General features: G+C 69.2%; 22 protein-coding genes and 1 tRNA gene. 15 read left to right on the top strand and 8 right to left on the bottom strand.

Annotated features, from left to right (window positions below; translation table 11 throughout):
• The first annotated feature begins 240 nt into the window (after nt 1–240).
• Nucleotides 241–1,308: a serine hydrolase domain-containing protein gene (locus AB0M51_RS02720; RefSeq protein WP_344189620.1), complete on the top strand. Its 1,068-nt coding sequence runs from the start codon at nt 241–243 to the stop codon at nt 1,306–1,308.
• Between the two features lie 44 nt (nt 1,309–1,352).
• Here the strand turns inward: AB0M51_RS02720 and AB0M51_RS02715 are convergent.
• The 4 genes from AB0M51_RS02715 to AB0M51_RS02700 all read right to left on the bottom strand — a co-directional run bounded on the left by AB0M51_RS02715 (nt 1,353) and on the right by AB0M51_RS02700 (nt 2,581).
• A tRNA-Val gene (locus AB0M51_RS02715) sits at nt 1,353–1,425 on the bottom strand.
• Complete coding sequence (locus AB0M51_RS02710) at nt 1,416–1,571, bottom strand: hypothetical protein (protein ID WP_344189622.1); 156 nt, start codon at nt 1,569–1,571, stop codon at nt 1,416–1,418. The genes AB0M51_RS02715 and AB0M51_RS02710 overlap by 10 nt, the downstream gene beginning before the upstream one ends.
• Nucleotides 1,572–1,661: 90 nt before the next feature.
• Nucleotides 1,662–2,141 (bottom strand): peroxiredoxin, encoded by a 480-nt coding sequence (locus AB0M51_RS02705; RefSeq protein ID WP_344189624.1) that lies wholly within the window; start codon nt 2,139–2,141, stop codon nt 1,662–1,664.
• On the bottom strand, nt 2,138–2,581 hold the full coding sequence (locus tag AB0M51_RS02700) for a DUF3052 domain-containing protein (RefSeq protein WP_141862960.1): 444 nt from the start codon (nt 2,579–2,581) through the stop codon (nt 2,138–2,140). The genes AB0M51_RS02705 and AB0M51_RS02700 overlap by 4 nt, the downstream gene beginning before the upstream one ends.
• 319 nt (nt 2,582–2,900) lie before the next feature.
• On the opposite strand from AB0M51_RS02700, the gene aceE reads away from it, so the two are divergent.
• Both aceE and AB0M51_RS02690 read left to right on the top strand, forming a co-directional pair.
• Nucleotides 2,901–5,627, top strand: coding sequence for a pyruvate dehydrogenase (acetyl-transferring), homodimeric type (gene aceE, locus AB0M51_RS02695; RefSeq protein WP_344191196.1), 2,727 nt, complete (start codon nt 2,901–2,903; stop codon nt 5,625–5,627).
• Between the two features lie 87 nt (nt 5,628–5,714).
• Nucleotides 5,715–6,236, top strand: coding sequence for a GNAT family N-acetyltransferase (locus AB0M51_RS02690; protein ID WP_363747805.1), 522 nt, complete (start codon nt 5,715–5,717; stop codon nt 6,234–6,236).
• On the opposite strand, the gene AB0M51_RS02685 is transcribed toward AB0M51_RS02690, so the two are convergent.
• Complete coding sequence (locus AB0M51_RS02685) at nt 6,231–6,641, bottom strand: Rid family hydrolase (protein ID WP_344189628.1); 411 nt, start codon at nt 6,639–6,641, stop codon at nt 6,231–6,233. The two genes, AB0M51_RS02690 and AB0M51_RS02685, sit on opposite strands and share 6 nt — an antisense overlap.
• A 137-nt stretch (nt 6,642–6,778) precedes the next feature.
• Between AB0M51_RS02685 and AB0M51_RS02680 the strand changes: the two genes are divergently transcribed.
• The 7 genes from AB0M51_RS02680 to AB0M51_RS02650 are packed head-to-tail and all read left to right on the top strand — an operon-like array spanning nt 6,779 to nt 12,958.
• Nucleotides 6,779–7,732, top strand: a complete 954-nt coding sequence (locus tag AB0M51_RS02680; RefSeq protein ID WP_344189631.1) for a Gfo/Idh/MocA family oxidoreductase — start codon at nt 6,779–6,781, stop codon at nt 7,730–7,732.
• Nucleotides 7,729–8,460, top strand: a complete 732-nt coding sequence (locus tag AB0M51_RS02675; RefSeq protein ID WP_344189633.1) for a creatininase family protein — start codon at nt 7,729–7,731, stop codon at nt 8,458–8,460. Before AB0M51_RS02680 ends, AB0M51_RS02675 begins: the two co-directional genes overlap by 4 nt.
• Nucleotides 8,457–9,215 carry an amidohydrolase family protein gene (locus tag AB0M51_RS02670; protein WP_344189635.1) on the top strand — a complete coding sequence of 253 codons (759 nt, stop codon included), beginning with the start codon at nt 8,457–8,459 and terminating at the stop codon, nt 9,213–9,215. The genes AB0M51_RS02675 and AB0M51_RS02670 overlap by 4 nt, the downstream gene beginning before the upstream one ends.
• A complete protein-coding gene (locus AB0M51_RS02665; RefSeq protein ID WP_344189637.1) occupies nt 9,212–10,360 on the top strand; it encodes an enolase C-terminal domain-like protein in 1,149 nt (382 codons plus the stop codon). Before AB0M51_RS02670 ends, AB0M51_RS02665 begins: the two co-directional genes overlap by 4 nt.
• Entirely contained in the window at nt 10,357–11,232 is an 876-nt protein-coding gene (locus AB0M51_RS02660) for an amidohydrolase family protein (protein WP_344189639.1), read from the top strand. Before AB0M51_RS02665 ends, AB0M51_RS02660 begins: the two co-directional genes overlap by 4 nt.
• Nucleotides 11,229–11,969 carry an amidohydrolase family protein gene (locus tag AB0M51_RS02655; protein ID WP_344189641.1) on the top strand — a complete coding sequence of 247 codons (741 nt, stop codon included), beginning with the start codon at nt 11,229–11,231 and terminating at the stop codon, nt 11,967–11,969. Before AB0M51_RS02660 ends, AB0M51_RS02655 begins: the two co-directional genes overlap by 4 nt.
• A gap of 29 nt (nt 11,970–11,998) precedes the next feature.
• Entirely contained in the window at nt 11,999–12,958 is a 960-nt protein-coding gene (locus AB0M51_RS02650) for a dihydrodipicolinate synthase family protein (RefSeq protein ID WP_344189643.1), read from the top strand.
• Between the two features lie 51 nt (nt 12,959–13,009).
• On the opposite strand, the gene hisD is transcribed toward AB0M51_RS02650, so the two are convergent.
• The 3 genes from hisD to AB0M51_RS02635 all read right to left on the bottom strand — a co-directional run bounded on the left by hisD (nt 13,010) and on the right by AB0M51_RS02635 (nt 16,546).
• Nucleotides 13,010–14,266: a histidinol dehydrogenase gene (hisD, locus tag AB0M51_RS02645; RefSeq protein ID WP_344189645.1), complete on the bottom strand. Its 1,257-nt coding sequence runs from the start codon at nt 14,264–14,266 to the stop codon at nt 13,010–13,012.
• Nucleotides 14,267–14,268: 2 nt separating this feature from the next.
• Entirely contained in the window at nt 14,269–15,666 is a 1,398-nt protein-coding gene (locus AB0M51_RS02640; RefSeq protein ID WP_344189647.1) for a hypothetical protein, read from the bottom strand.
• An 88-nt stretch (nt 15,667–15,754) separates the two neighbouring features.
• Nucleotides 15,755–16,546 carry an IclR family transcriptional regulator gene (locus tag AB0M51_RS02635; protein WP_363747800.1) on the bottom strand — a complete coding sequence of 264 codons (792 nt, stop codon included), beginning with the start codon at nt 16,544–16,546 and terminating at the stop codon, nt 15,755–15,757.
• A 159-nt stretch (nt 16,547–16,705) separates the two neighbouring features.
• Between AB0M51_RS02635 and AB0M51_RS02630 the strand changes: the two genes are divergently transcribed.
• Genes AB0M51_RS02630 through AB0M51_RS02610 form a run of 5 tightly spaced genes read left to right on the top strand, consistent with a single transcriptional unit; the run spans nt 16,706 to nt 22,941 of the window.
• Entirely contained in the window at nt 16,706–18,682 is a 1,977-nt protein-coding gene (locus tag AB0M51_RS02630; RefSeq protein ID WP_344189651.1) for an ABC transporter substrate-binding protein, read from the top strand.
• A 15-nt stretch (nt 18,683–18,697) separates the two neighbouring features.
• Nucleotides 18,698–19,702: an ABC transporter permease gene (locus tag AB0M51_RS02625; RefSeq protein ID WP_344189653.1), complete on the top strand. Its 1,005-nt coding sequence runs from the start codon at nt 18,698–18,700 to the stop codon at nt 19,700–19,702.
• Entirely contained in the window at nt 19,699–20,808 is a 1,110-nt protein-coding gene (locus tag AB0M51_RS02620) for an ABC transporter permease (RefSeq protein WP_344189655.1), read from the top strand. Before AB0M51_RS02625 ends, AB0M51_RS02620 begins: the two co-directional genes overlap by 4 nt.
• A 20-nt stretch (nt 20,809–20,828) precedes the next feature.
• A complete protein-coding gene (locus AB0M51_RS02615; RefSeq protein ID WP_344189657.1) occupies nt 20,829–21,878 on the top strand; it encodes an ABC transporter ATP-binding protein in 1,050 nt (349 codons plus the stop codon).
• Entirely contained in the window at nt 21,868–22,941 is a 1,074-nt protein-coding gene (locus AB0M51_RS02610) for an ABC transporter ATP-binding protein (RefSeq protein ID WP_344189659.1), read from the top strand. Before AB0M51_RS02615 ends, AB0M51_RS02610 begins: the two co-directional genes overlap by 11 nt.
• Nucleotides 22,942–22,946 lie beyond the last annotated feature (5 nt).

The raw sequence follows: 22,946 nt of genomic DNA, 5'->3' as shown, positions 1-22,946 counted from the left end.
GCGCCGACCGACAGCCGTGAACCCTACCAGCCGCGACCCGCCCTGGAGGAGCCCGTTCTCAGCAGCCGATGGTTAAGAATCCCGCCACCGCCGACATGGTTCCAACGAGTGACGGCAGGTTCCGATACGGCGTGTACGAAAGCCGTGCACCGCCCCGCGTCAGCGCCGTGGCGGTGCCGTGTCAGAGCTTCTGGCGAGGGTGATCCGCAACGAGAACATCACCCTCACGAGGAGCAGAGAATGTCCGTACAGGAACTGCAGCAGGCCGCGCAGGAGTTCGTCGACGCCGGATTCGGGAGCCTCGAGTTGCGGGTGCACGACGACAGCGGCGAACACGTCGTACGGGCCGGCGTACGGGAACTCGGAAGTGACGAGCTGCCGCCCGAGGACGGGCAGTTCCGGGTCGGCAGCGTGACCAAGACGTTCGTGTCGACCGTCGTACTGCAACTGGTGGCCGAGGGCAAGCTCGAGCTCGACGGTACGGTGGCCGGCCGGCTGCCGCGGTTCGCGCTGGACGAGCGGATCACGGTGCGGATGCTGCTCGACCACACCAGCGGGCTGTTCAACTACACCGGCGAGTACTTCCCCGACGGAACGGTCGTCGCGGGTCTGCCCGCGACCGGCAAGGAGTGGGCCGACAACCGGCTGCGCGGGTACACGCCCGACGAACTGGTGGAGTTCGCGCTGGCCAAGCCCGCGCGGTTCGAGCCCGGCGCCGAGTGGAGCTACTCGAACACCAACTACTCGGTCGCGGCGCTGCTGATCGAGGCCGTCACCGGGCGGACGTTCGCCGAGGAACTGCAGAGCCGGATCGTCAAGCCGCTCGACCTGACCGGCACGATCGAGCCCGGCGACCGGACCGACATCCCCGGTCCGCATTCGCACGGGTACTTCCGGTACCAGGACGGCGAGGAGTGGAAGGTCGTCGACGTCACCGACCAGAACCCGTCGCTGCTGTTCGCGGCCGGCAGCATGCTGTCGACCACAGCGGATCTCCAGGTGTTCATGTCCGCCTTGCAGAGCGGCAAGCTGATCCCGGCTGAGCTGCTGACAGCGATGCGTACGCCGGAACTGAAGAGCGGCCCGCTCAACTACGGCCTCGGCCTGTTCAAGCAGGACGTCGGCTCGCAGACTCTCTACCACCACAACGGCAGCGCCCCGGGCGGCTACGGAGCCCTCATGTACAGCACCGCCGACGGCTCGAAGACCCTCACCGCCGCCATCACCATGGGCGACTCCGACGCCAACATCCTCGAGATCTTCCCACCGGCCCTGGAACGCCTGATCAAGCAGGTCTACGGCGAGTAGGCGCGGGTCCGGGGGTTGCACCCCCGGAGGACACGACGAGCGAGTGGGCGAAGAGGGACTCGAACCCCCGACATCTTCCTTGTAAGGGAAGCGCTCTACCAACTGAGCTATCCGCCCGGATGAAACGACCGGAGGAGTCTACCTGAGATCTCCGACGGCCAGGACCACCCAGGATTCCAGCGCGCCAGGTCGGCGATGTCCTGGAGTTCGTCCTGGCCGAGACCGCCGGCTGCCTGGACGGCGATGCCGAAGGTCACCGTCATCAGATAGCGGGCGAGCCGTCGGGGGTCGGCGTACTGGCAGAAGAGAGGAACCTGCCCCTGACGACTTCTATTCCGATCGGAACAGAAGTCTCAGGGACGGTCCGTGAGACTCGCCAGGGCGGCGGCGTAGTCGTCGAGGTTGCGGGCCTCGGGGAGCGGATTGACCACGGACCAGCGCACGATCCCGGAGCGGTCGATCACGAAGGTGCCGCGGAGGGCGCAGCCGCGGTCCGGGTCGAAGACGCCGTACGCCGACGCGATCGCGCCGTGTGGCCAGAAGTCCGTCAGGAGGCTGAACGGGAGGTTCTGGGCGTCGGCGTACGCACGGAGAGTGAAGAGCGGGTCACACGAGATCGCCAGGAACTCCGCTTCGGCCAGTAACGAGGGGCGGTCGCGGAGGGCGGCCAGTTCACTTGTGCAGACCTGGCTGAACGCGTACGGATAAAACACCAGTACGACGTCCCGCCGGCCGGCGTAGTCGCTCAGCCGGACGGGTTCGCCGTACTGGTTCTGGGTCTGGAAGTCGGGGGCCCGGCTGCCGGCAGCCGGGCCGGCAGCTGGGAGGGTCACCCGCGGCGACCGGACTTCGGGACCACCAACTTGGTCGCGGACCAGTCGTCGGTGACGCTCAGCGTGCTCGTCGTGGCCAGGCCGGCCACCGGTGCGGCCTCGGCGATGTCGCTGGTCTCGACGTACCCGTCGCGACCGACCTTCGGCGTCATCAGCCAGACCACGCCACCGGCCTTGAGGTCGGTCAGGATGTCGAAGAACGCGTCGACCAGGTCGCCGTCGTCCTCGCGGAACCAGAGCAGGACCGCGTCCACGACCTCGTCGGTGTCGTCGCCGACGAAATCCTCGCCGGTGACCTCCCGGATGGCATCACGCAGGTCGTCGTCGCAGTCGTCGTCGTAGCCGATCTCCTGGACTACCCAGCCGGCCTCCAGGCCGAGCCGGGAGGCCATGTTCGGGCCGCCGCTCTTGCCGTCCGCGTGATCCGCGGTCGCGCTCACGTGTCCTCCTCCGTGGTCCCCGCTTGCCCGGGGGTAGGTGTCATAGCTCTACTACTAGCGATACAGCTAGCGGTAGTCCATCGTGACGTACCGCGTCGCGCAAGTATGCACCAGGGTTCCGTGACGTGTCCGGTATCCGCGTGCCGGGTACGGGGCGTGTCCGCTGGGATCAGGCCCGGCCAGCCGGAATCGGGCCGGAAGGGAAGGCAAAGTAGAACGCATTCCGAACAGGTGACAGGATTGCGGTGAAGACAACCAGAGAGAACGGCAGGACACCGTGGCTTCCGGACACGAACCACCAGCCATCATCACCGAGGGGATGCCCACCCAGCTCCCCGACATCGACCCCGACGAGACGCGTGAATGGGTCGAATCGCTCGACGCCGTCCTGGACGAACGGGGCAAGGCGCGAGCGCGCTACCTGATGCTCAAGCTGATCGAGCGGGCCCGGGAGCGACAGGTCGGGGTGCCCGCTCTGCGGAGCACCGACTACATCAACTCGATCCCGCCCGAGCGCGAGCCGTGGTTCCCCGGCGACGAGCACATCGAGCGGCGGATCCGCGCCTTCATCCGGTGGAACGCCGCGGTGATGGTGAGCAAGGCCAACCGCAAGGGCCTGGAGGTCGGCGGTCACATCGCCACCTACCAGTCGGCCGCGAGCCTGTACGAAGTCGGTTTCAACCACTTCTTCCGCGGTAAGGACCACCCGGGCGGCGGCGACCAGATCTTCATCCAGGGGCACGCCTCCCCCGGTATGTACGCGCGCGCCTTCCTCGAGGGCCGGCTGAGCGCGGACCAGCTGGACGGCTTCCGCCAGGAGGTCTCCCGCGGCCCGCACAAGGGCCTGTCGTCGTACCCGCACCCGCGGCTGATGCCGGACTTCTGGGAGTTCCCGACGGTCTCGATGGGACTGGCCGCGCTGAACTCGATCTACCAGGCGCGCTTCAACCGCTACCTGCACAACCGCGGCATCAAGGACACCAGCCAGCAGCACGTCTGGGCGTTCCTCGGTGACGGCGAGATGGGTGAGCCGGAGTCGCTCGGCGCGATCGGCCTGGCCGCGCGCGAGGAGCTCGACAACCTCACCTTCGTGATCAACTGCAACCTGCAGCAGCTGGACGGACCGGTCCGCGGCAACGGCAAGGTCATCCAGGAGCTGGAGGCGTTCTTCCGCGGTGCCGGCTGGAACGTCATCAAGGTGATCTGGGGCCGCGAGTGGGACAACCTGCTGGCCCAGGACCACGACGGCGCGCTGGTGAACAAGATGAACACCACGCCGGACGGTCAGTTCCAGACGTACTCCGTCGAGTCCGGTGAGTACATCCGGAACAACTTCTTCGGCGGCGACCAGCGGCTGCAGCAGATGGTCAGCGGGCTGTCCGACGAGGACCTGCGCAAGCTGCCCCGCGGCGGTCACGACTACCGCAAGGTGTACGCGGCGTTCAAGAGCGCCACCGAGCACGTCGGGCAGCCGACCGTGATCCTCGCCCAGACCATCAAGGGCTGGACGATCGAGGCGCTGGAGGGCCGCAACGCGACCCACCAGATGAAGAAGCTCACCTCGGACGACCTGAAGGCGTTCCGCGACCGGCTGTACCTGCCGATCGAGGACAAGGACCTCGAGGACGCGTACAACCCGCCGTACTTCCACCCCGGCACCGACTCGCCGGAGTACCAGTACATGATGGAGCGCCGCAAGCAGCTCGGCGGTTCGCTGCCGGAGCGCCGGGTGCAGCCGAAGACGCTGACGCTGCCGGGCGACGACGTGTACAAGCCGCTCGCGAAGGGCTCGCACGCGCCGGTCGCGACCACGATGGCGCTGGTCCGGCTGTTCCGGGACCTGATGAAGGACCCGGAGATCGGCCACCGGATCGTCCCGATCGCGCCCGACGAGTACCGCACGTTCGGTATGGACTCGATGTTCCCGACCGCGAAGATCTACTCTCCGCACGGTCAGAACTACGACGCCGTCGACCGCAACCTGCTGCTGTCGTGGAAGGAGTCCACGGCGGGCCAGCTGCTGCACGAGGGCATCAGCGAGGCCGGCGCGATGGGCTCGGTGCTCGCGGCGAGTACGGCGTACGCCACGCACGGTGAGCCGATGATCCCGTTCTACATCTTCTACTCGATGTTCGGGTTCCAGCGCACCGGCGACTGGATGTGGGCGCTCGGCGACCAGCTCGGCCGGGGCTTCCTGGTCGGCGCCACCGCGGGCCGTACGACGCTGACCGGTGAGGGACTGCAGCACGCGGACGGGCACTCGCCGCTGCTGGCCTCGACGAACCCGGCCGCCGTGCACTACGACCCGGCGTTCGCGTACGAGATCCCGTACATCGTCAAGGACGGCCTGCGCCGGATGTACGGCTACGGGCTCGACGAGAGCAAGCCGCACGGCGAGGACGTGTTCTACTACCTCACCGTCTACAACGAGCCGGTCCCGCAGCCGGCCGAGCCGGAGAACCTCGACGTCGCGGGCCTGCTCAAGGGCATGTACCGCTTCAACGAGGGCCAGGTCGCGGACGGTGAGGACGCGCCGCGGGTCCAGCTGCTCGGGTCGGGCGTAGCCCTGCCGTGGGTGCAGAAGGCCCAGCAGATCCTCGCCGACGAGTACTCGGTGGCAGCGGACGTCTGGTCGGTGACCTCGTGGAACGAGCTGCGCCGCGACGCGGTCGCCGCGGAGCAGCACAACCTGCTGCACCCGGACGAGCCGGAGCAGGTGCCGTTCGTGACCGAGCAGCTGAAGGACACCAAGGGCCCGGTCGTCGCCGTCAGCGACTTCATGCGCGCGGTGCAGGACCAGATCTCCCGCTGGGTGCCGAACGACTACACGTCGCTCGGGACCGACGGCTGGGGTCTGGCCGACACCCGGGCCGCGGCCCGGCGCCACTTCCAGGTGGACGCCGAGTCGATCGTGGTCGCCACGCTGGAGATCCTCGCCAAGCGCGGTGACGTGAAGCCGGAGGTGGCCGCCGAGGCTGCCCGCAAGTACCGGATCGACGACCCGACCGCGGTCGCCGGCGTGAAGCAAGAGGGCGCCGGCGCCTGAGCCGCGCTACCCCGAACGGGCCGCTCACCGACCAGGTGGGCGGCCCGTTCCGCATATTCGGTGGCGGGGTCTCCTACGCTCGAACGTATGCCTGAGTTGATCGAACCGACCGTCGCCCTCCGCGATTCCTGGCTGGAGTCCGCCGCCGAGTGGGGCAGCGAGCATCAGGACGGGGCCGGGATGTGGGAGGCCGGCGACCTGAGCACGGCCGAGGGCTTCGCCGCCTGGGTGCAGCGCCTGCGAGAGCAGGACGACGACAGCCGCCCGACGACGCCGGACTGGGTGCCGGCGAGCTACTGGTGGATCGTCGAGGACGACACGTACCTGGACGCGATCACGTTGCGGCACAGGTTGAACGACAAGCTGCTGGAGGGCGGCGGGCACATCGGGTACGGCGTACGGCCGTCGGCGCGCGGACGCGGGGTGGCGAGCTGGGCGCTGGCGGAGGTGCTGGACCGGGCGCGGGCGCGCGGGATGGACCGGGTACTGGTGACGTGCGACAAGGACAACGAGCCGTCGGCGCGGACGATCGAGCGCAACGGCGGGGTCCTGGAGGACATCCGCGACACCTGGCTGGGGCCGGCGCGGCGGTACTGGATCACGCTATGAGCGGGTCGGGGCCGGCCGGTGGGCGATGACCTCGATCTCGACGAGGATCTCGCCCAGGTCGGCCCCGGCGGTCAGCCGGGCCGGGTACGGCGGCGTGAAGAACTCGGGGAAGACCGAGTCGTAGCCGTCCCAGTCGCGATCGGCGTTCTGCAGGAACGCGGTCACCTTCACCACATCCGCGAGACCGCAACCGGCCTCGGCGAGGATCGCGGACAGGTTGCGGAACACCTGGCGGGTCTGCTCGGCGGCGTCGCCGGGCCCGACGATCTCCCGGGTCTCCGGATCGAGCGGGCCGAGCCCGGCGGTGAAGACCAGGTCGCCGGCGATCCGGGCCTGGGAGTAGTGACCGCGCGGTGCCGGCGCGGCGCTGGTGGTGACGGACACTGCGGCGGAATCTGGATCCATGCGCACAATGCTAGAGATATCTTCGGTATTTCGGCTATAGCGACGACCAGTCCGCGGCGAACTGTTGCGAGCGGTCTGAGCACCTCTTAAGCTTCGGGAAACAGAAACTAATTCCGATATTCTGAAGGAGCGACAGCATGCGGGTGGCGCTCGTGGGGCTCGGGGCAATCGGCCTCGGTGCGCATCTGCCCGCGCTCCTCCGGCATCCGTTCGTCGACGTCGTGCAGCTGGTCGACCCGGACGCCGGACGCCGGGAAACCGCCGCCGCCACGGGCGTTCCGGCGGCGGCCGAGCTGGACCCGGCCGGGGTGGACGGGGTCGTTCTGGCGACGCCGCCGTGGGTGACGCCCGAGCTGGCCGTCCGGTACGCCGAGGCCGGCCTGTTCGTCCTTGCGGAGAAGCCGGTCGCCACCTCGGTCGACGCGGCGCGGATCTACGACCGGCTCGACGGTGAGCAGCGTCGGCGGGTGCAGGTCGGGCTGACCTACCGGCACGATCCGGCGATCCGGCAGCTCAAGACGTGGATCGACGACGGCACCCTCGGTACGCCGGTACTGGTCCGCGCACACATCTACGACGAGGCGTACGATCCGGCGAACCCCGAGCACACCGCGCTGATCACCAGGACGCTCGAGCACGGCAGTCCGGTGGTGCACGAAGGCGCACACATCTTCGACTGGCTGGCCTACCTGCTCGGCGCCCCGACCCTGCACGACGCGTGGTCCGGTGCCACGCGTCCGGGGCTCCCCGCGCCCAACCTGGTCGGCGCCCGCCTCGGGTATCCCGGCGGCCACCGGGCGCTGGTCGAGTTCGGGTGGTTCACGGCCGCACTCCCCCGGTGCGAGCTCACGTTCCTCGGCGACCGCGGGCTCGCGACGCTCGACGGGTTCACGTTCGACCTGCGGCTCAGCACCGCGGACGGGGACCGCGAGGTGCGGTTTCCCGGTGACCGGACGACGCGGTGCTTCGACCTGCAGGTGCAGCGGTTCGTCGAGCTGTACGACGGGACGCGCAAGACCGGCGTACCCTCGCTGGACGACGGGATCGCCGCGTTGCGAACCGCCCAACTTGTCGCCGGGAGGGCCGGATGACGTACGTCCGCTGGCAGCACACGAACCGCGGTACGCTCGGCGAACTGTTGCCTGAGGCAATAGTCGTGGTGCCGGTCGGGGCCACCGAGCAGCACGGTCCGCACCTCGCCACCGGCACCGACTGGATCCTCGCCGAGGCGGTCTCCGCCGCGGCCGCCGACCTGGTCCACGAACGTTCGCCCAGGCCGATCGTCCTCGCACCGCCGCTCCCCTTCGGCGCGTCGGACCACCACCTCCCGTTCGGCGGCACGCTCTCCCTCTCCCCCGAGACGCTGCTGGCCGTACTGCTCGACCTCGCCCGTTCTCTGGAGGTGGACGGCGCCCGTCGCCTCGTCCTGGTGAACGGCCACGGCGGCAACACCGGCGTCTGCCACGCCGCAGCAGCCGCCGCGTCCACCCGGTACGCCGTCAACGTCGCCCACGTCGACTACTGGAGCCTCTTCTCACGAGAGGGCGATACGTCTGTCCCCGGGCACGCCGGTCAGTTCGAGACCGCGTTGATGCTTGCGCAGGACGAGGGTTTTGTTGCTGAGCGCAAGGAACGGGCCGACCCGCCGGCCGGGGACGTGGTGGACGACGTGGCCTTGCACACGGCCGAGAGCTGGCGGCGGATCGACGGGTTCACGGACCGTCCGGAGTTGGCCGACACGGCGACCGGGCGGCGATGGTTCGACCAACTGGCGGCCGCGCTCGGCGACCGCCTGCTTCAACTCGCGGAGGTTCTGTGATCGACTTCCATACCCACACACCGGCGTGGGAGACCGCGACCTGGCTGGGTGGGACGGCCTTCGGCGCCGACGAGTTCGTGGGGTTCATGGACACGGCCGGGATCGAGCACGCGGTGGTGCTCAGCCACGACGGGCTGTTCGACCCGACACCGGAGTCGAACGACCGGCTGGCCGAGTTCGTCCGTGCCTATCCGGACCGGATGACCGGCTTCGGCACTGTCGCCGTCCGCCGCAAGACCGCGGTCGACGAGGCCGAACGGATGGTCGGCGAGCTCGGCCTGCGCGGTCTCAAACTGCACCCCTGGCTGCAGGGCTTCAGCATGCATGAGCTCTCCCTCGACCCGATCTGCGAAGTGATCACCTCGGTCGGCGGCGTGCTGCTCAGCCACGACGGCACGCCGCCGTACTCGACCGCCGGCCAGATCGCCGCCCTCGCCCGCCGGCACCCGAAGCTGCGGGTGGTCCTCGGCCACGGCGGCCTGCACGACCTGTGGCGGGAAGCGCTCGCGATGACGCAGGAGACCGAGAACCTCTACCTGTGTATCTGCGGTACGCCGCCGTACGCCGCGCGCCGCATCCTCGCCGAAGCCCCGCCGCACAAGGTGATCTTCGGGACCGACGCCGGCCTGTCCGACAAGGCCAGCCAGGACTACGCGGTCGCGCGGATCAAGGAGATCGACGGCTGGGGCATCACCGACGCGCAACGCCAGGCGATGCTCGTCGACAACCCGCGCCGCCTGCTGGAGCCCGCGTGACAACCAACCCACCGCCCACCGCCCCGCCCCCCATCGCCCCCACGGGCGCGGCCACCGTGGCCGCGGTGCAGACCGCGCGGATCAGTCTGCGGGCCGCGCCGGAGCTGCTGGTCCGCGGCGCGCGTGGCCCGCACGACCGTTCCGACTTCCTGCTCGTCCGCGTCCTCACCAGCGACGGCGTCGAGGGGTACGGCGAGGTCAGCGCGACCCCGATCTGGTCCGGCGAGGACGGTACGTCGGCGGACCACTTCATCCGCACGGTCCTCGCCCCGGCCCTGGTGAACCGACCGCTGAGGCCGGTCGGTGCGCTGGAAGACCTGATGGACAAGGCGCTCCAGGGCAACCCGTTCACGAAGGCGGGGGTCTCGATCGCGTTGTGGGACGCGTTCGCGCGGACCCTCGACGTACCGCTGGCTGTCGCGCTGGGCGGCCCGTACCGGACCGAGGTCCCGATCAAACTCTCGCTGTCCGGGAACGACGAGGAGCTGGAGCGCGCGTACCACGCCGCGACCGCCGCCGGGTTCGGCGCCTTCAAGGTGAAGGTCGGATTGGACCTCAGCACCGATCTCCACCGCGTACGCCGGGCCCGCGAGCTGGCCGGCAACGCCTTCCTGGGCACAGACGCCAACGGCGGATGGACGCGAGCTGACGCGTACCGGGCGGTCCCGGAGCTGAAGGCACTCGACGTGCAGTTCGTGGAGCAGCCGCTCGAACCGCGGGATCTGCGTGGCCTACGAGAGCTGAGGAGCCTCGGGCTGCCGGTCGTCGCCGACGAGTCGGTGTTCGACGTGCCCGATCTGCTCGACGTCGTCGAGGCGCGGGCGGCGGACACCGTCAGTTTGTATGTGGGGAAGAGCGCGGGGCCGGGGCGAGCCGTCCGGATGGGGCAGCTCGCGGCGGCGCACGGGATCGACGTGCTGATCGGGTCGAACGGTGAGCTGGGGATCGGCGCTGCGGCGCAGCTGCAGGTCGCGGCGGCGTTGCCCCGGTTGTCGGCGTACCCGAGCGACATCATCGGCGCGCACTACTACACCGAGGATGTGCTGGCGAAGCCGCTGGACAGCGACGGACGGCATGTCCGGCTGACCGGCGGAGCCGGCCTGGGAGTGACTTTGCGAGACGACCTGCTGCGGGAGTTCCGATGATCGTCGACGTCCATGCGCACACACCGACCCACCGCGAGGCGGTCCCCGAGGACGAGCGGCAGGTGTACCACAACTGGCGCAACGACCGCCCGGTGGAGACCGCGAACTCGTGGGCCGACTACGACCAGGCCATGACCGCGGCCGACGTGTCGATTGTCTTCAATATTGCTGTCGACAATCCGCTCGAGCTCACCGGCCTGCCCTATCCGCCGGAGCGCTGCAACGACGCCACCGCGGAGTTCGTCAAGGACAACCCGGCGAAGCGGATCGGCTTCATGTCGGTGAACCCGACCGCGTCCGACGCCCTGGAGGAGGCCGACCGCTGCCGCGAGCTCGGCCTGGTCGGCGTGAAGCTCGGCCCGAACTACCAGAACTTCGACCCGCTCGGCGAGCCCGCGCTGGCGTTCTACGACTACTGCCAGCGGCACGGCCTGCCGATCCTGTTCCACTCCGGCGCTTCGCCGATGCGGCACGCACCACTGCGCTACACGTATCCCCTGGTCACCGACGAGATCGCGCTGCGGTACCCGGAACTGCGGATCGTGATGGCGCACATGGGCCACCCGTGGAGCCGGGAGACGGTCGTGACGATCCGCAAGCACCCGCACGTGTACGCCGACGTGTCGTCGATCTACCTGCGCCCGTGGGTGCTCTACCAGTCCCTGATCAACGCGGTCGAGTGGGGCGCGACCGGGAAGCTGCTGCTCGGATCGGACTACCCGATCGCCAACACCGGCGAGGCGATCGCCGGATTGTCGACTGTCAACAACATCGTCGAAGGCACCAAGTTTCCGCGCGTCCCGGACGAGGTTGTCGACGGGATCGTGCACGCGGACGCGCTCGGTGCCCTCGGGCTGGAGGTGCCCGCATGATCATCGACGCCCATGTCCGGATCGGCGACAGCCGGGAGGCGAGCCTGAAGCCGGCCGACCTGCTCGTCACGATGGATGCCCTCGGCATCGACCGGGCGCTCGTCGCGCCGTCGGAGCGCTGCATCGCCTACGACAACCGCGAGGGCAACGAGGACACAGCCCAGGCCGCCGCGGAGTCGGACGGCCGGCTGCTCGCGTACGCCGTCGCGAATCCCTGGCGCGGCCCTGCCGCCCTCGACGAACTCGACCGCGCCCGCGACGCGGGTGCCGTCGCGCTCGCAGTGGACTCCGTACTGCAGGGATTCGACCTGCTCGACGGCCTGCTCGACCCGCTGCTCGACTTCGCCGCCGACGCCGGCTGGTTCGTGTACGTCCGCACCGGTACGCCGGCCACCGCGCTGCCGCTACCGCTCGCCAGCCTCGCCCGCCGCCGGCCCGAGCTGCCGGTGCTGATGGGCAAGAGCGGCGCCACCGACTTCTGGATCGACGCGATCCCGGCCCTGCTGCACGCGCCGAACCTGTACGGCGACACGTCGTACGCGCCCTGGGACACGGTGCTCAGCGGGTTCCTCGCCGAGCCCGGGATCGGCGCCGAGCGGCTCGTGTTCTCGACCGATTCGCCGTACACCGTGCCGCTCGCGGAGGTGGACCGGATCCGGGACTGGCCGGTCGAACCGGACCAGAAAGCTGCCGTCTTCGGCGGAAACATCGCACAGTTGCTGGGCCGCCACAAGTGAGCACCGTGACCACACAACGGGAGGCAGACATGGTCACCACGGAGGAGATCGAGACCGAGCGGGCGGGTGACGCGTCGGTCCTGGTGCGCGGCGTGTCGCCGGTGCTCGAAGTACCGTTCACCGGCGACGGTGAAGTCGACTACGACGGCTTCGACCGGGTCGTGCGGTACGTGCTGGGCACCGGCGTGACGAGTGTGATGTTCCCCGGCTTCGCGTCCGAGTTTCACAAGCTCTCCGAGGACGAGCGCCGCCGGCTGACCGAGATCCTGCTCTCGCAGACCCGGGACCGGGACGACGTCGCGGCGGTGATCGCCGTCCAGGACCACGCCACGCAGCTCGCGGCGCGGCGGGCGCGGGAGTCGGTGGAGGCCGGCGCGGACCTGATCAACCTGTTGCCGCCGCATTTCCTGTCGCCGTCGCGGGGCTCGCTGGAGCAGCACGTCCGGACGGTGCTGACCACGATCGACCCGGTGCCGATGGTGCTGCAGTACGCGCCCGCGGAGACCGGCACCAGCCTGGACGCGGACCTGCTGCGCGCGATCGCCACCGACCACCCGAACCTGCGGCTGGTGAAGGTCGAGTCGAGCCCGCCCGGGCCGCTGATCGCCGAGCTGGCCGAGGGTACGCCGCCGCTCGCCGCGGTCGAGGGGTACGCCGGTGTCCAACTGCCCGACGCGGTCCGCCGCGGCGCCGTCGGGACCCAGCCGGGCTGCTCGCTGACCGAGCTGTACGTCGAGATCTGGCGCCGCCTGACCACCGGTGACGGCGAGGCCGGCGTCGACCTGCACCGGCGGCTGCTGCCGTACATCTCGTACTGGATGCTCGACACCGAGCGGATCATCGCGGCCGAGAAGCTCATCTCGGTACGCCGGGGCCTGTTCGCGAGCGCCTACTGCCGCGAGCCTGCCCACCGCCTCGACGCCGAGGAGATCCGGATGGTCGACCGCCTCCTGTCGGAGTTCGCCGACCTCCTCCCGCACCTGGCCTGAACAAGCGAAACCCCACCGGCCCGCCCCGGGCCGGTGGGGTTTCGCTTGTCCCTACTCGGCGCGCAGCCGCGCCGTCAACGCGTGGCCGTACATCAGCTCGGCGTCCGCGATCGCCGCCGTCGACGGGGCGATCGAACGGGCGCCGTCCGCGGTCAGCCGCTGGTACGTCACCGTCTTCAGGAACTTCCCGACCCACAGTCCGCCCGTGTACCGCCCGGCGCGGCCCGTCGGGAGCACGTGGTTGGTGCCGATCGACTTGTCCGAGAACGCCACGGTGGCCTCCGGCCCGATGAACAACGACCCGTAGTTGCGCAGGTTCGCGGCGTACCACTCGTCGTCGGACGTCTGTACCTCGAGGTGTTCCGGCGCGTACGCGTCCGAGATCTGCACGGCCTCCTCGCGGGACTCGCACACCACGACCGTGCCGTGCGCCCGCCACGCCGCGCCCGCCACCTCGACGGTCGGCCAGTCTTCCGCCAGCCACCGCTCGACCTCCGCGATCACCGCCGTACCGAACGACCGTGAGGTGGTGACGAGCAGCGCCGGGCTGTTCGGGCCGTGCTCGGCCTGCCCGAGCAGGTCCGCGGCGACCAGGCGGGCGTCGGCGGACTCGTCCGCGATCACCGCGACCTCGGTCGGGCCGGCCAGCAGGTCGATGCCGACCGTACCGAACAGCTGCCGCTTGGCCTCGGCGACGTAGGCATTGCCCGCGCCGACCACCAGGTCGACCGGCGGGACGTCTTCGATGCCGAAGGCAAGCGCCGCGAAGGCCTGGACGCCGCCCAGACACAGGATCACGTCCGCGCCGGCGAGGTTCATCGTGTAGAGCTGGGGTCCGTAGATGCCGGCGGCGTCGCGGGGTGGGGCGACGGCGACGACGGTGTCGACACCGGCGACCTTCGGGACGGTCACCGTCATGATCGAGGACGCGATGAGCGGGTAGCGACCGCCCGGTGAGTACGAACCCACCTTCGCGACCGGGATGTGGCGATGGCCCAGGACCACACCGGGAAGGGTCTCGGTCTCCAGGTCCGTCATCGTTGCCCGCTGGGCCCGGGCGAACTGCTCCACCTGGGAGCGGGCGAACTCCAGCTGTGCGGCCAGGTCGTCGTCGACCGTGGCCGCCTTGATCTCGGCGGCCGAGACCACGAACGAGTCCGGTTCCCACTTGTCCAGCCGGGCGGACCAGCGGCGGATCGCCGGGCCGCCCTCGTGTTCGACCTCGGACAGGATCCGGCTGACCGTGTCGATCACCTCCTGCTGCCGTTCGACCCGTTGCGGCCACCCGGTCTTCAGATGTTCGGCCATCGTCACTCTCCTTGGTACACGCGCGAGATGGCCGCGAAGATACGCGCCGGACGGTCCCGCAGGTAATGGTCGTAGACCGACAGGAGTGGACCACTCCCCTGCAGGATCCAGTCGGCGTCCTCCTCGAACCCGCCGTTCCGGATCCCCAGCCCGATCGACTCGACATGGTCGACGCCGACGTCGATGTACTGCCCCGCCGTCTCTTTCAGCACATGCAGCCGGAACGTCACGTCCACGAAGTCGCGTCCGGCAACGTGCTGCGTGACGTCGACCGGGCCTTCCATGCCGTCACCATTGGTCCACACGGGCCAGCGCTGTTCGTACATGTCCATGGTCCACACGACCGTGTCGTCGATCAGCATCTCCAACTGGTACCGCCCGGGCTCGATCCCCGGCGAGAGGAACCAACGGTGGTACCAGAACGACACCTCGTAGCGCGCCGACCGCGGGTCGACCGGCACCCGCTGCGTCGCCGTGGCCGTCGTACCGGCCGCGGCCCGTCCGCGGGAGTTGATCAGCGCCAGCCGGCCGTCGCCGTACAGCGCCTTGTTGTCGGCGGTCGGCGCCGGCCCGTCGTCGAGCTGCGTGCCGTACGAGATCACGCCCGGGATCCGGCCCGCCGCGACGTACTCGGCCGTCGTGGTCAGGGTGTCGGTGCAGTACTGCGGGGTCGCGTGCAGCGGCGCGTCCAGGAACCGGCCGGTGTAGATCAGCGGGATGAGCTCCAGCCCGCGCGGGTCGGTCAGCGCGAGGATCTCGTCCAGGCAGGCGCCGAGCGAGGCGGCGACCGTGGTGTTCTCGTGGTGCCCGTCGAGGAACGGGTAGATGATCCCGTCCACGAACTCGCCGTACTTGTCCAGGAACTCCGGGTTGGTCGCCATCCCGAAGTACGCACAGGTGTAGAACCGCAGGTCCGGCGCGATCGCGGTGGCCGCGGCCAGGAACTCCCGCATGTACTCCGGCGTGAACAGCGTGGCGTTGTTCCCGACCTCGAAGTCGTCGATCGCCCAGGCCTTGAAGTTCGGGTACTTCAGCGCCAGCTCGGCGAACGCCTTCGCCCAGCCGACGTAGTCCAGCCGGTACGGGCGGGACGCGCGGCCGTGCTCCGACGTCTCGGTCGGCGGCACGATGTACGGGATCACGTCGATCCCGGCCGCCGCCGCGGCGGGCAGGAACTCGTTCCGCAGGTCGTCGAAGTCGGTGGCGGAGTCCCAGATGCAGTACAGGTACGTGTTCGCGTTCAGGTCGAGCAGCCGGCGGATCAGCGCCGGCGTGTCCAGGTGCCGGTAACCGTCCGCGCGCGGCTGACGCTCACGGAGCGAGGCGCCGACCGTGTTGCCACCGGTCAGGGTGGCCTTGATACCGCCGGCGGGCTGGGGATACGGGCCGTGCGTGGTCATCGGAACCACTCCTCAGAATTTTCGAGATTTCGAAAACAATTCCGCTATCTCAGAAAAGCCTAAGTCGCCCATCGGGCGTCGGCAAGCCTCAGAGCTCGGTCGCGCCGAGTCGCTCGGAGATCGTGGCGGCCAGCTGGACCAGTCCGGTCTGCGCCTGCTTGCGCTTGTCCCGGTTCAGGTCGCGGGCGAACGAGGTGACGCCGACCGCGCCGGTGACGTGGCCGCCGGCCGCGAAGAACGGCGCGGCGACACAGGCGATGTCCGCCTGCTCCTCCTGGTCCTCGACCGCGTACCCCTGCTTGGCGACCCGGGCCAGCTCCTCGCGGAAGCTCTGCTCGTCGACCGGCTTCGCCTTCGGCCCGTAGCCGGGCTCGAGCCGGCTGAGCAGCGGCTTCAGGTCCTCTTCCGGCAGGTACGCCGCGATCGCCCGGCCGAGGGCGGTCAGGTTGAAGTGCGAGACCTTGCCCGGATAGGTGTCGAACTGGATGAACCCCGGCATCGCGGCCTTCGCGACGTACACCACCGAGGAGCCGGCGAGGACGCCGATGTGCACCGGCATCCCGAGCCGGTCGGCGAGGTCGCGCATCTCCCGGGACGCCACCGAGGACAGGTCGACCTTGCGGATCAGCTGCGTGGCCAGCCCGTAGAGCCGCAGCGTCGGCCGCCAGAAGTGGCTGCGGCCGACCACCCGGCGGGTGGCGTAGTCGCGCTGCTCCAGCGTGTAGACGATCGACGCGCAGGTCGCCAGCGGGATCTTCGCCTTCTTGGCCAGCGCCGTGAGCGTGAGCTCCTCGTCGGACTCGACCAGCGTCTCCAGCACGGTCAGCGCCCGTGCGACCGCCGGCGACGGCGATCGGTCCCCCGCTGTCTCACTCACCATGCTCGGAGTGTAGCGCCCACACCGGAAGCTGTCTTCGAGTCACGGTATATACGGAATCATGAAAATGCACCTCAGATCTTGAAGTATGCGGCGTTTCGTGTCACTGTCCCTCGAAAGAGTGCTGATGGGCGGACTTCGTCCGCGCAGGAGGTAGCCGCCATGTCTGATCCCCTGAGCCGCCGGACGTTCCTCCGGGTCTCCGGCCTCTCGCTCTCCGCGACAGCTGTCGCGGGATGCTCGTTCTTCTCCACCGATGCCAAGAAATCAACCGGTTCGGCCGTCGCGGACGCCGGCGCCAAGGAGTCCCCGGTCCTGACCAAGCTGGTCAAGGACGGCAAGCTCCCGCCGCTCGAACAGCGGCTGCCCAAGAACCCGATGGTGGTCAAACCGCTCCAGAGCGCCGGCAAGTACGGCGGCGTCCTGCAGCGCGGGCAGATCGACCGGAACGCCACCCAGAACCAGTACGTCGAGTTCGCCGGCCTGCTGGAGTGGACGCCGACGACGCCCGCGAAGCCCGGCCCCGGCCTGGCCGAGAAGTGGGAGATCGAGGAGGACGGCAAGGTCTACGTCTTCCACCTGCGCGAGGGCCTGAAGTGGTCCGACGGGCAGCCGTTCACCACCGACGACCTGATGTTCGCCTACGAGAAGGAGTTCCTGAACAAGGAGCTCAACCCGATCTTCCCGGGCTGGCTGGCGCCGGGCGGGAAGCCGGGCAAGTTCGTCAAGGTGGACGACCACACGCTGCGGATGGAGTTCGAGGTACCGCACGGTCTGCTGCTGAAGTACCTGTGCTTCATCGGGCTGACCGGCTTCGGCTCGTCGTCCGCGCTGCTGCTGCCGGCGCACTACCTGAAGCAGTTCCACAAGGACTTCGTCTCGCCGGCGCAGCTGAAGGCGCTGATGAAGAAGGACCCGGCACCGTCCTGGGCCGAGTTCTTCGGCAACAAGCGGAACATCTGGAAGAACGCCGACATACCGATCCTCGGTCCGTGGAAGCTGGTCGCCCCGCTGCAGGGTTCGGGCGTGACGGCCCGGCTGGACCGGAACCCGTACTACTGGAAGGTCGACGAGCAAGGACGGCAACTGCCCTACATCGACAGCCAGCAGTACACGGTGATGCCGGCTGAGACGCTCGGGCTGCGCGCCGCCAACGGCCAGCTCGACCTGCAGGTCACCGACATCCAGGCCGAACAGCTCCCGCTGCTGATCAAGAACCAGCAGGCCAAGGGCTACAAGGTGAACCGCTGGGTCGCCGAGCCGAACACCTCGCTGCAGCTCAACCAGAGCCACCCCGACCCGGTACTGCGAGCCCTCTTCCAGAAGCTCGACTTCCGTGCCGGCCTGTCGCACGCGATCAACCGCAAGGAGATGAACGACGCGCTGTTCGCCGGCCAGGGCTTCGTCCGGCACCCCTGCGCCCAGCCCGAGGACGAGTACTGGGAGAAGGGCATGGGCCAGCGCTTCATCGAGTACGACGTTGCCGAGGCCAACAAACGCCTCGACGCCGCCGGCCTCACCAAGCGCGGACCCGACGGCATGCGGCTGCGTCCGGACGGCAAGAAGCTGCAGCTCGTCGGCCGCTGCTTCGAGGTCGGCGTCGGCATCGACGCGATCAGCGTGCTGGAGTACGCGCAGCGGTACTGGAAGGCCGTCGGCATCGACATGGTCGCCAAGCAGATGACGCTGGAGCTCTGGTACGACGAGATCCCGCACGGCAACTACGATCTGGTCGCGTATCCGCCGGCGACGATCCTGTGGGACATCGACTCGCTCTGGTACATCCCGACCAACGGCCTGACGTACTGGGCGCCGAAGTTCGGCAACTGGTACGGCAATCACAAGGACCCGTTCGGGATGGAGCCGACCGGCGACTTCCTCAAGCTGCAGCAGTTGTACGACGAACTGGTGACCACCGCCGACGACGCGAAGCGGCTCGACCTCGGCCACCAGATCCTGCACCTGCACGACCAGAACGTGTGGATCATCGGCACCGTCGGTACGCCGTTCCAGCCGCTGGTCGCGGCCGGTGACCTGAAGAACGTCCGCCCGGACGCGATCGCGAGCTTCCGCACCCACTACGAGAACGCCTCATCGCCGGAGCAGATGTACTTCGACTCCCCGGAGAAGCACTCCTGACCCGAAGGGACTCAATTGGCCGGCTATCTGCTCCGTCGCCTGCTGGCGATGCTGCCCACCGTGCTGCTGATCTCGCTCGTGTCGTTCCTGATCATCCAGCTGCCGCCCGGCGACTTCCTCACCTCGGTCGTCGCCAGGCTGCAGCAGCAGGGGCAGACCGTCGGGGCGGATCAGCTGGCGGCGCTGAAAGCGCAGTACGCACTCGACAAGTCACCGTTCGAGCAGTACCTGCGGTGGATGTCGAACATCGTGCTGCACGGTGACTTCGGTCAGTCGTTCGAGTACAACAGGCCGGTCGCGGCGCTGATCGGCGAACGGCTGCCGCTGACCATGGGCCTCGGCCTGGCGACCTGGCTGATCGGCTGGACGGTGGCGCTGGTGGCGGGGATCTACTCCGCCGCCCGGCGCTACTCGAGGCTCGACTACGTGATCACCGCGATGACGTTCCTCGGCCTGGCGATCCCCGGGTTCCTGGTCGCGCTGACCGTCGTCTACCTGGAGTTCAAGCTGTTCGGGCAGACGTTGTCGGGGACCATGTCGCCGGAGTTCGACGGCGCCGTGTGGAACCTCGGCAAGCTGCTCGACGTACTCAACCATCTGTGGCTACCGGTGCTCGTGCTCGCCTCCGGTGGCGTCGCGGGAACGATCCGGGTGCTGCGGGCGAACCTGCTCGACGAACTGCACAAGCCTTACGTGACCGCCGCCCGCGCCCGCGGGCTGGACGAACGCAAACTGCTGATGCGCTACCCGACACGGGTCGCGCTGAACCCGTTCATCGCCACGATCGGCTGGACGATCCCGGCACTGTTCGACGGTGAGGTCCTGGTCGCGAGCGTGCTCGGCCTGGAAACCACCGGGCCGCTGCTGCTGAACGCGCTGAAGGCCCAGGACATGTACCTGGCCGGCGGCATCATCCTGATCGCCTGCGTGCTGACCGTGATCGGCACGCTGATCTCCGATCTGCTGCTCGCCGCCGTCGACGCCCGCGTCCGGATCGGGTACGTCAGGAGCGGCAAATGACGACGACTGCTGTAGCGGAAGCCGAACCGACCCTCGCGCTGGCGTCCCAGCGGACGCTGATCTGGCGCCGCTTCAAGCGCAACAAGCTCGCGGTCGTGTCGCTGTGGGTCCTCGGGCTGATCTACTTCACCGCCGCGTTCTGCGAGTTCCTCGCGCCGCAGGCCCAGGACACGTACGCCTCCGACCGGGCGTTCGCTCCGCCGCAGGTGCTGAAGGTCTCGCTGACCTCGAGCCCGCACCTGTACGTCAACGGCTACAAGGGCACACCTAACCCGGAGACGCTGCTCCGCGACTACACCACGGACAAGTCCCAGCGGTACGGCGTCCGCCTGTTCGCCAAGGGAGATCACTACAAGCTGTGGGGGCTGATCCCGTCCGACCGGCATCTGCTCGGCCCGAGCCGGCATGGGGCGCCGTTCCACCTTCTCGGCACCGACGACCAGGGCCGGGACAACCTGTCGCGGATCATCTACGGCACCCGGATCTCGATGTCGGTCGGGCTGATCGGCGTCCTGATGGCGCTCGTCCTCGGGCTGCTGCTCGGCGGTGTGTCCGGGTACTTCGGAGGGCTCACGGACGGGATCGTGCAACGCGTGATCGAGTTCTTCATGTCGATCCCGACGCTGCCGCTCTGGCTCGGGCTCGCGGCCGCCGTACCGCCGGGGTGGAGCGCGTTGAAGACGTACTTCGCGATCACGCTGATCCTGTCGCTGATCGGCTGGACCGGTCTGGCGCGGGTGATCCGCAGCCGGTTCCTGCAGATCCGCGGCGAGGACTTCGTCCTGGCGGCCGAGCTCGACGGCGCCCGCTGGCATCGGGTGGTCGGCCGGCACATGCTGCCCGCGTTCACCAGTCACATCATCGCGTCGCTGACGCTCGCGGTCCCTGGCATGATCCTCGGCGAGACCGCCCTGTCGTTCCTCGGGCTCGGGCTGCAGGCGCCGGTGGTGAGCTGGGGCGTGCTGCTGAGCACGGCGCAGAGCATCCGGGTGCTGACCACGGCGCCGTGGCTGCTGGCGGCGGGCGCCGCCGTGGTGATCGCGGTGATGGCCCTCAACTTCGTCGGTGACGGCCTCCGGGACGCCGCCGACCCGTACGAGTCATGAGGCGAGTCATGAGGAGGCCTGTGAGCGAGCCGCTGCTGGAGATCGAGAAGCTCAGTACGCACTTCGAGACCGCCGACGGGCTGGTCAAGGCGGTCGACGACGTGACGCTGCGGGTCGAACCCGGAAAGACGCTGTGCATCGTCGGCGAGTCCGGCTGCGGCAAGAGCGTCACCGCGCGGTCGATCCTGCGGCTGGTCGACCCGCCCGGGCAGATCGTTGCCGGCAGCATCCGGTTCCGGTCCGCCGGCGGGACGATCGACCTGGCCGGGCTCGACGCCCGCGGTCCGGAGCTGCGGCGGATCCGCGGCAAGGAGATCGGGATGGTCTTCCAGGAGCCGATGGTCGCGCTCAGCCCGGTGCACACGATCGGGCAGCAGCTGGTCGAGGTTCTGCGGCTGCACGAACAGCTCGGCAAGAAGGAGGCGCGGGAGCGGGCGATCGCCGAACTGCGCGGCGTCGGGATCCCGCAGCCGGAGCGCCGGATCGACGCGTACTCGTTCCAGCTGTCCGGCGGGATGCGGCAGCGGGCGATGATCGCGATGGCACTCGCCTGCCGTCCGCAACTGCTGATCGCGGACGAGCCAACGACCGCGCTGGACGTGACGACGCAGGCGCAGATCCTGCGGTTGCTGCGGACGCTGCAGGAGGAGCGCGGGATGGCGATCCTGTTCATCACCCACGACCTCGGTGTGGTCGCGGAACTCGCGGACCGCGTCGCGGTGATGTACCTCGGGAACGTCGTCGAGGAGTGCGACGTGGACTCACTGTTCCACGACCCGCGGCATCCGTACACGCGGGCGCTGCTGCGCTCGGTCCCGCGGATCGAGCGCCGGGCCCGTCGCAGATTGCCGACAATCCGCGGACAGGTCCCGCATCCGCAGCAACGGCCGAGCGGCTGTCCGTACCGGACGCGCTGCGACCACGTCGTACCCGGCGAGTGCGACGTCGAGAACCCGGACCTGGTGAGCGACGGCGACCGCGAGGTCCGCTGCGTCCACTACCCGGACGCCGGCAGCATCCGCGCCGGCCACGACCTGCTCCCCCTGGAGGCGACCGCCGATGCCGGCTGACGAAACGCGGGGCACGTCGCCCGCGCGACACCTCTCACCCGGGCGGGACCTGTCGCCGGCGGCGGCTGAGGACATCCTGCGGGTCGAGGGTTTGACGATGCGGTTCACCGGCGGAGCCGGGCTGTTCGGGCGGCGGAATCGGGCGACGGTGACGGCGGTCGACGACGTCGACCTCGTCGTACGGCGGGGTGAGACGCTCGGGCTGGTCGGGGAGTCGGGGTGCGGGAAGACCACGCTCGGGCGGTGCATCCTGCGCGCGCACAAGCCGACCGCGGGGCGGCTTGTGTACCGGCGTGCCGACGGCACCGAGGTCGACCTGGCGGCTTTGTCGCGGGCGGAGCTCCGGCCGTTGCGGACCGAGATCCGGACCGTCTTCCAGGACCCGAACTCGTCGCTGAACCCGCGGATGACCGTGCAGCAGATCGTCGCCGAACCGCTGATTGTCAACAATCTGGCGAGCGGCAGCGAGGTGAAGGACCGGGTCGGCGAGGCGCTGCGTCGCTGCGGGCTGCGGCCGGAGTTGATGCGGCGTTACCCGCACGCGTTCTCCGGCGGCGAGCGGCAGCGGATCGGGATCGCCCGGGCGCTCGTCACCGAGCCGCGGCTGGTGGTCGCGGACGAGGCGGTCAGTGCGCTGGACGTGTCGGTCCGCAGCCAGATCCTGAACCTGCTGGAGGACCTGCAGGACGAGCTCGGGCTCACGTACGTCTTCATCTCGCACGACCTGTCGGTGATCCAGCACCTCTGCGACCGGGTGGCGGTGATGTACCTCGGCCGGATCGTCGAGGAGGCCGAGACCGAGGACCTGTTCGAGCGGCCCCGGCACCCGTACAGCGAGGCGCTGCTGCGCTCGGTCCCGCGGCCGGACCCCCGACTGCGGCGGCGCGACGACGTACTGCCGGCCGGCGAGATCGCGACCCCCGATCAGGCCTTCACCGGATGCCGGTTCCAGCCGCGTTGCCGGTACGCCGTGGACCTGTGCGCGCAGGTGGAGCCGGCGACCGTACCGCGGTGTCACCTGGCCGGCGAACTGGAGTTGGACGGGGTGTACACGACGATCTGACGTTC

It is taken from the genome of Kribbella sp. NPDC051137, from assembly GCF_040682535.1.
Lineage (GTDB): Bacteria > Actinomycetota > Actinomycetes > Propionibacteriales > Kribbellaceae > Kribbella > Kribbella karoonensis.
This window is presented reverse-complemented; position numbering and strand designations above follow the sequence as displayed.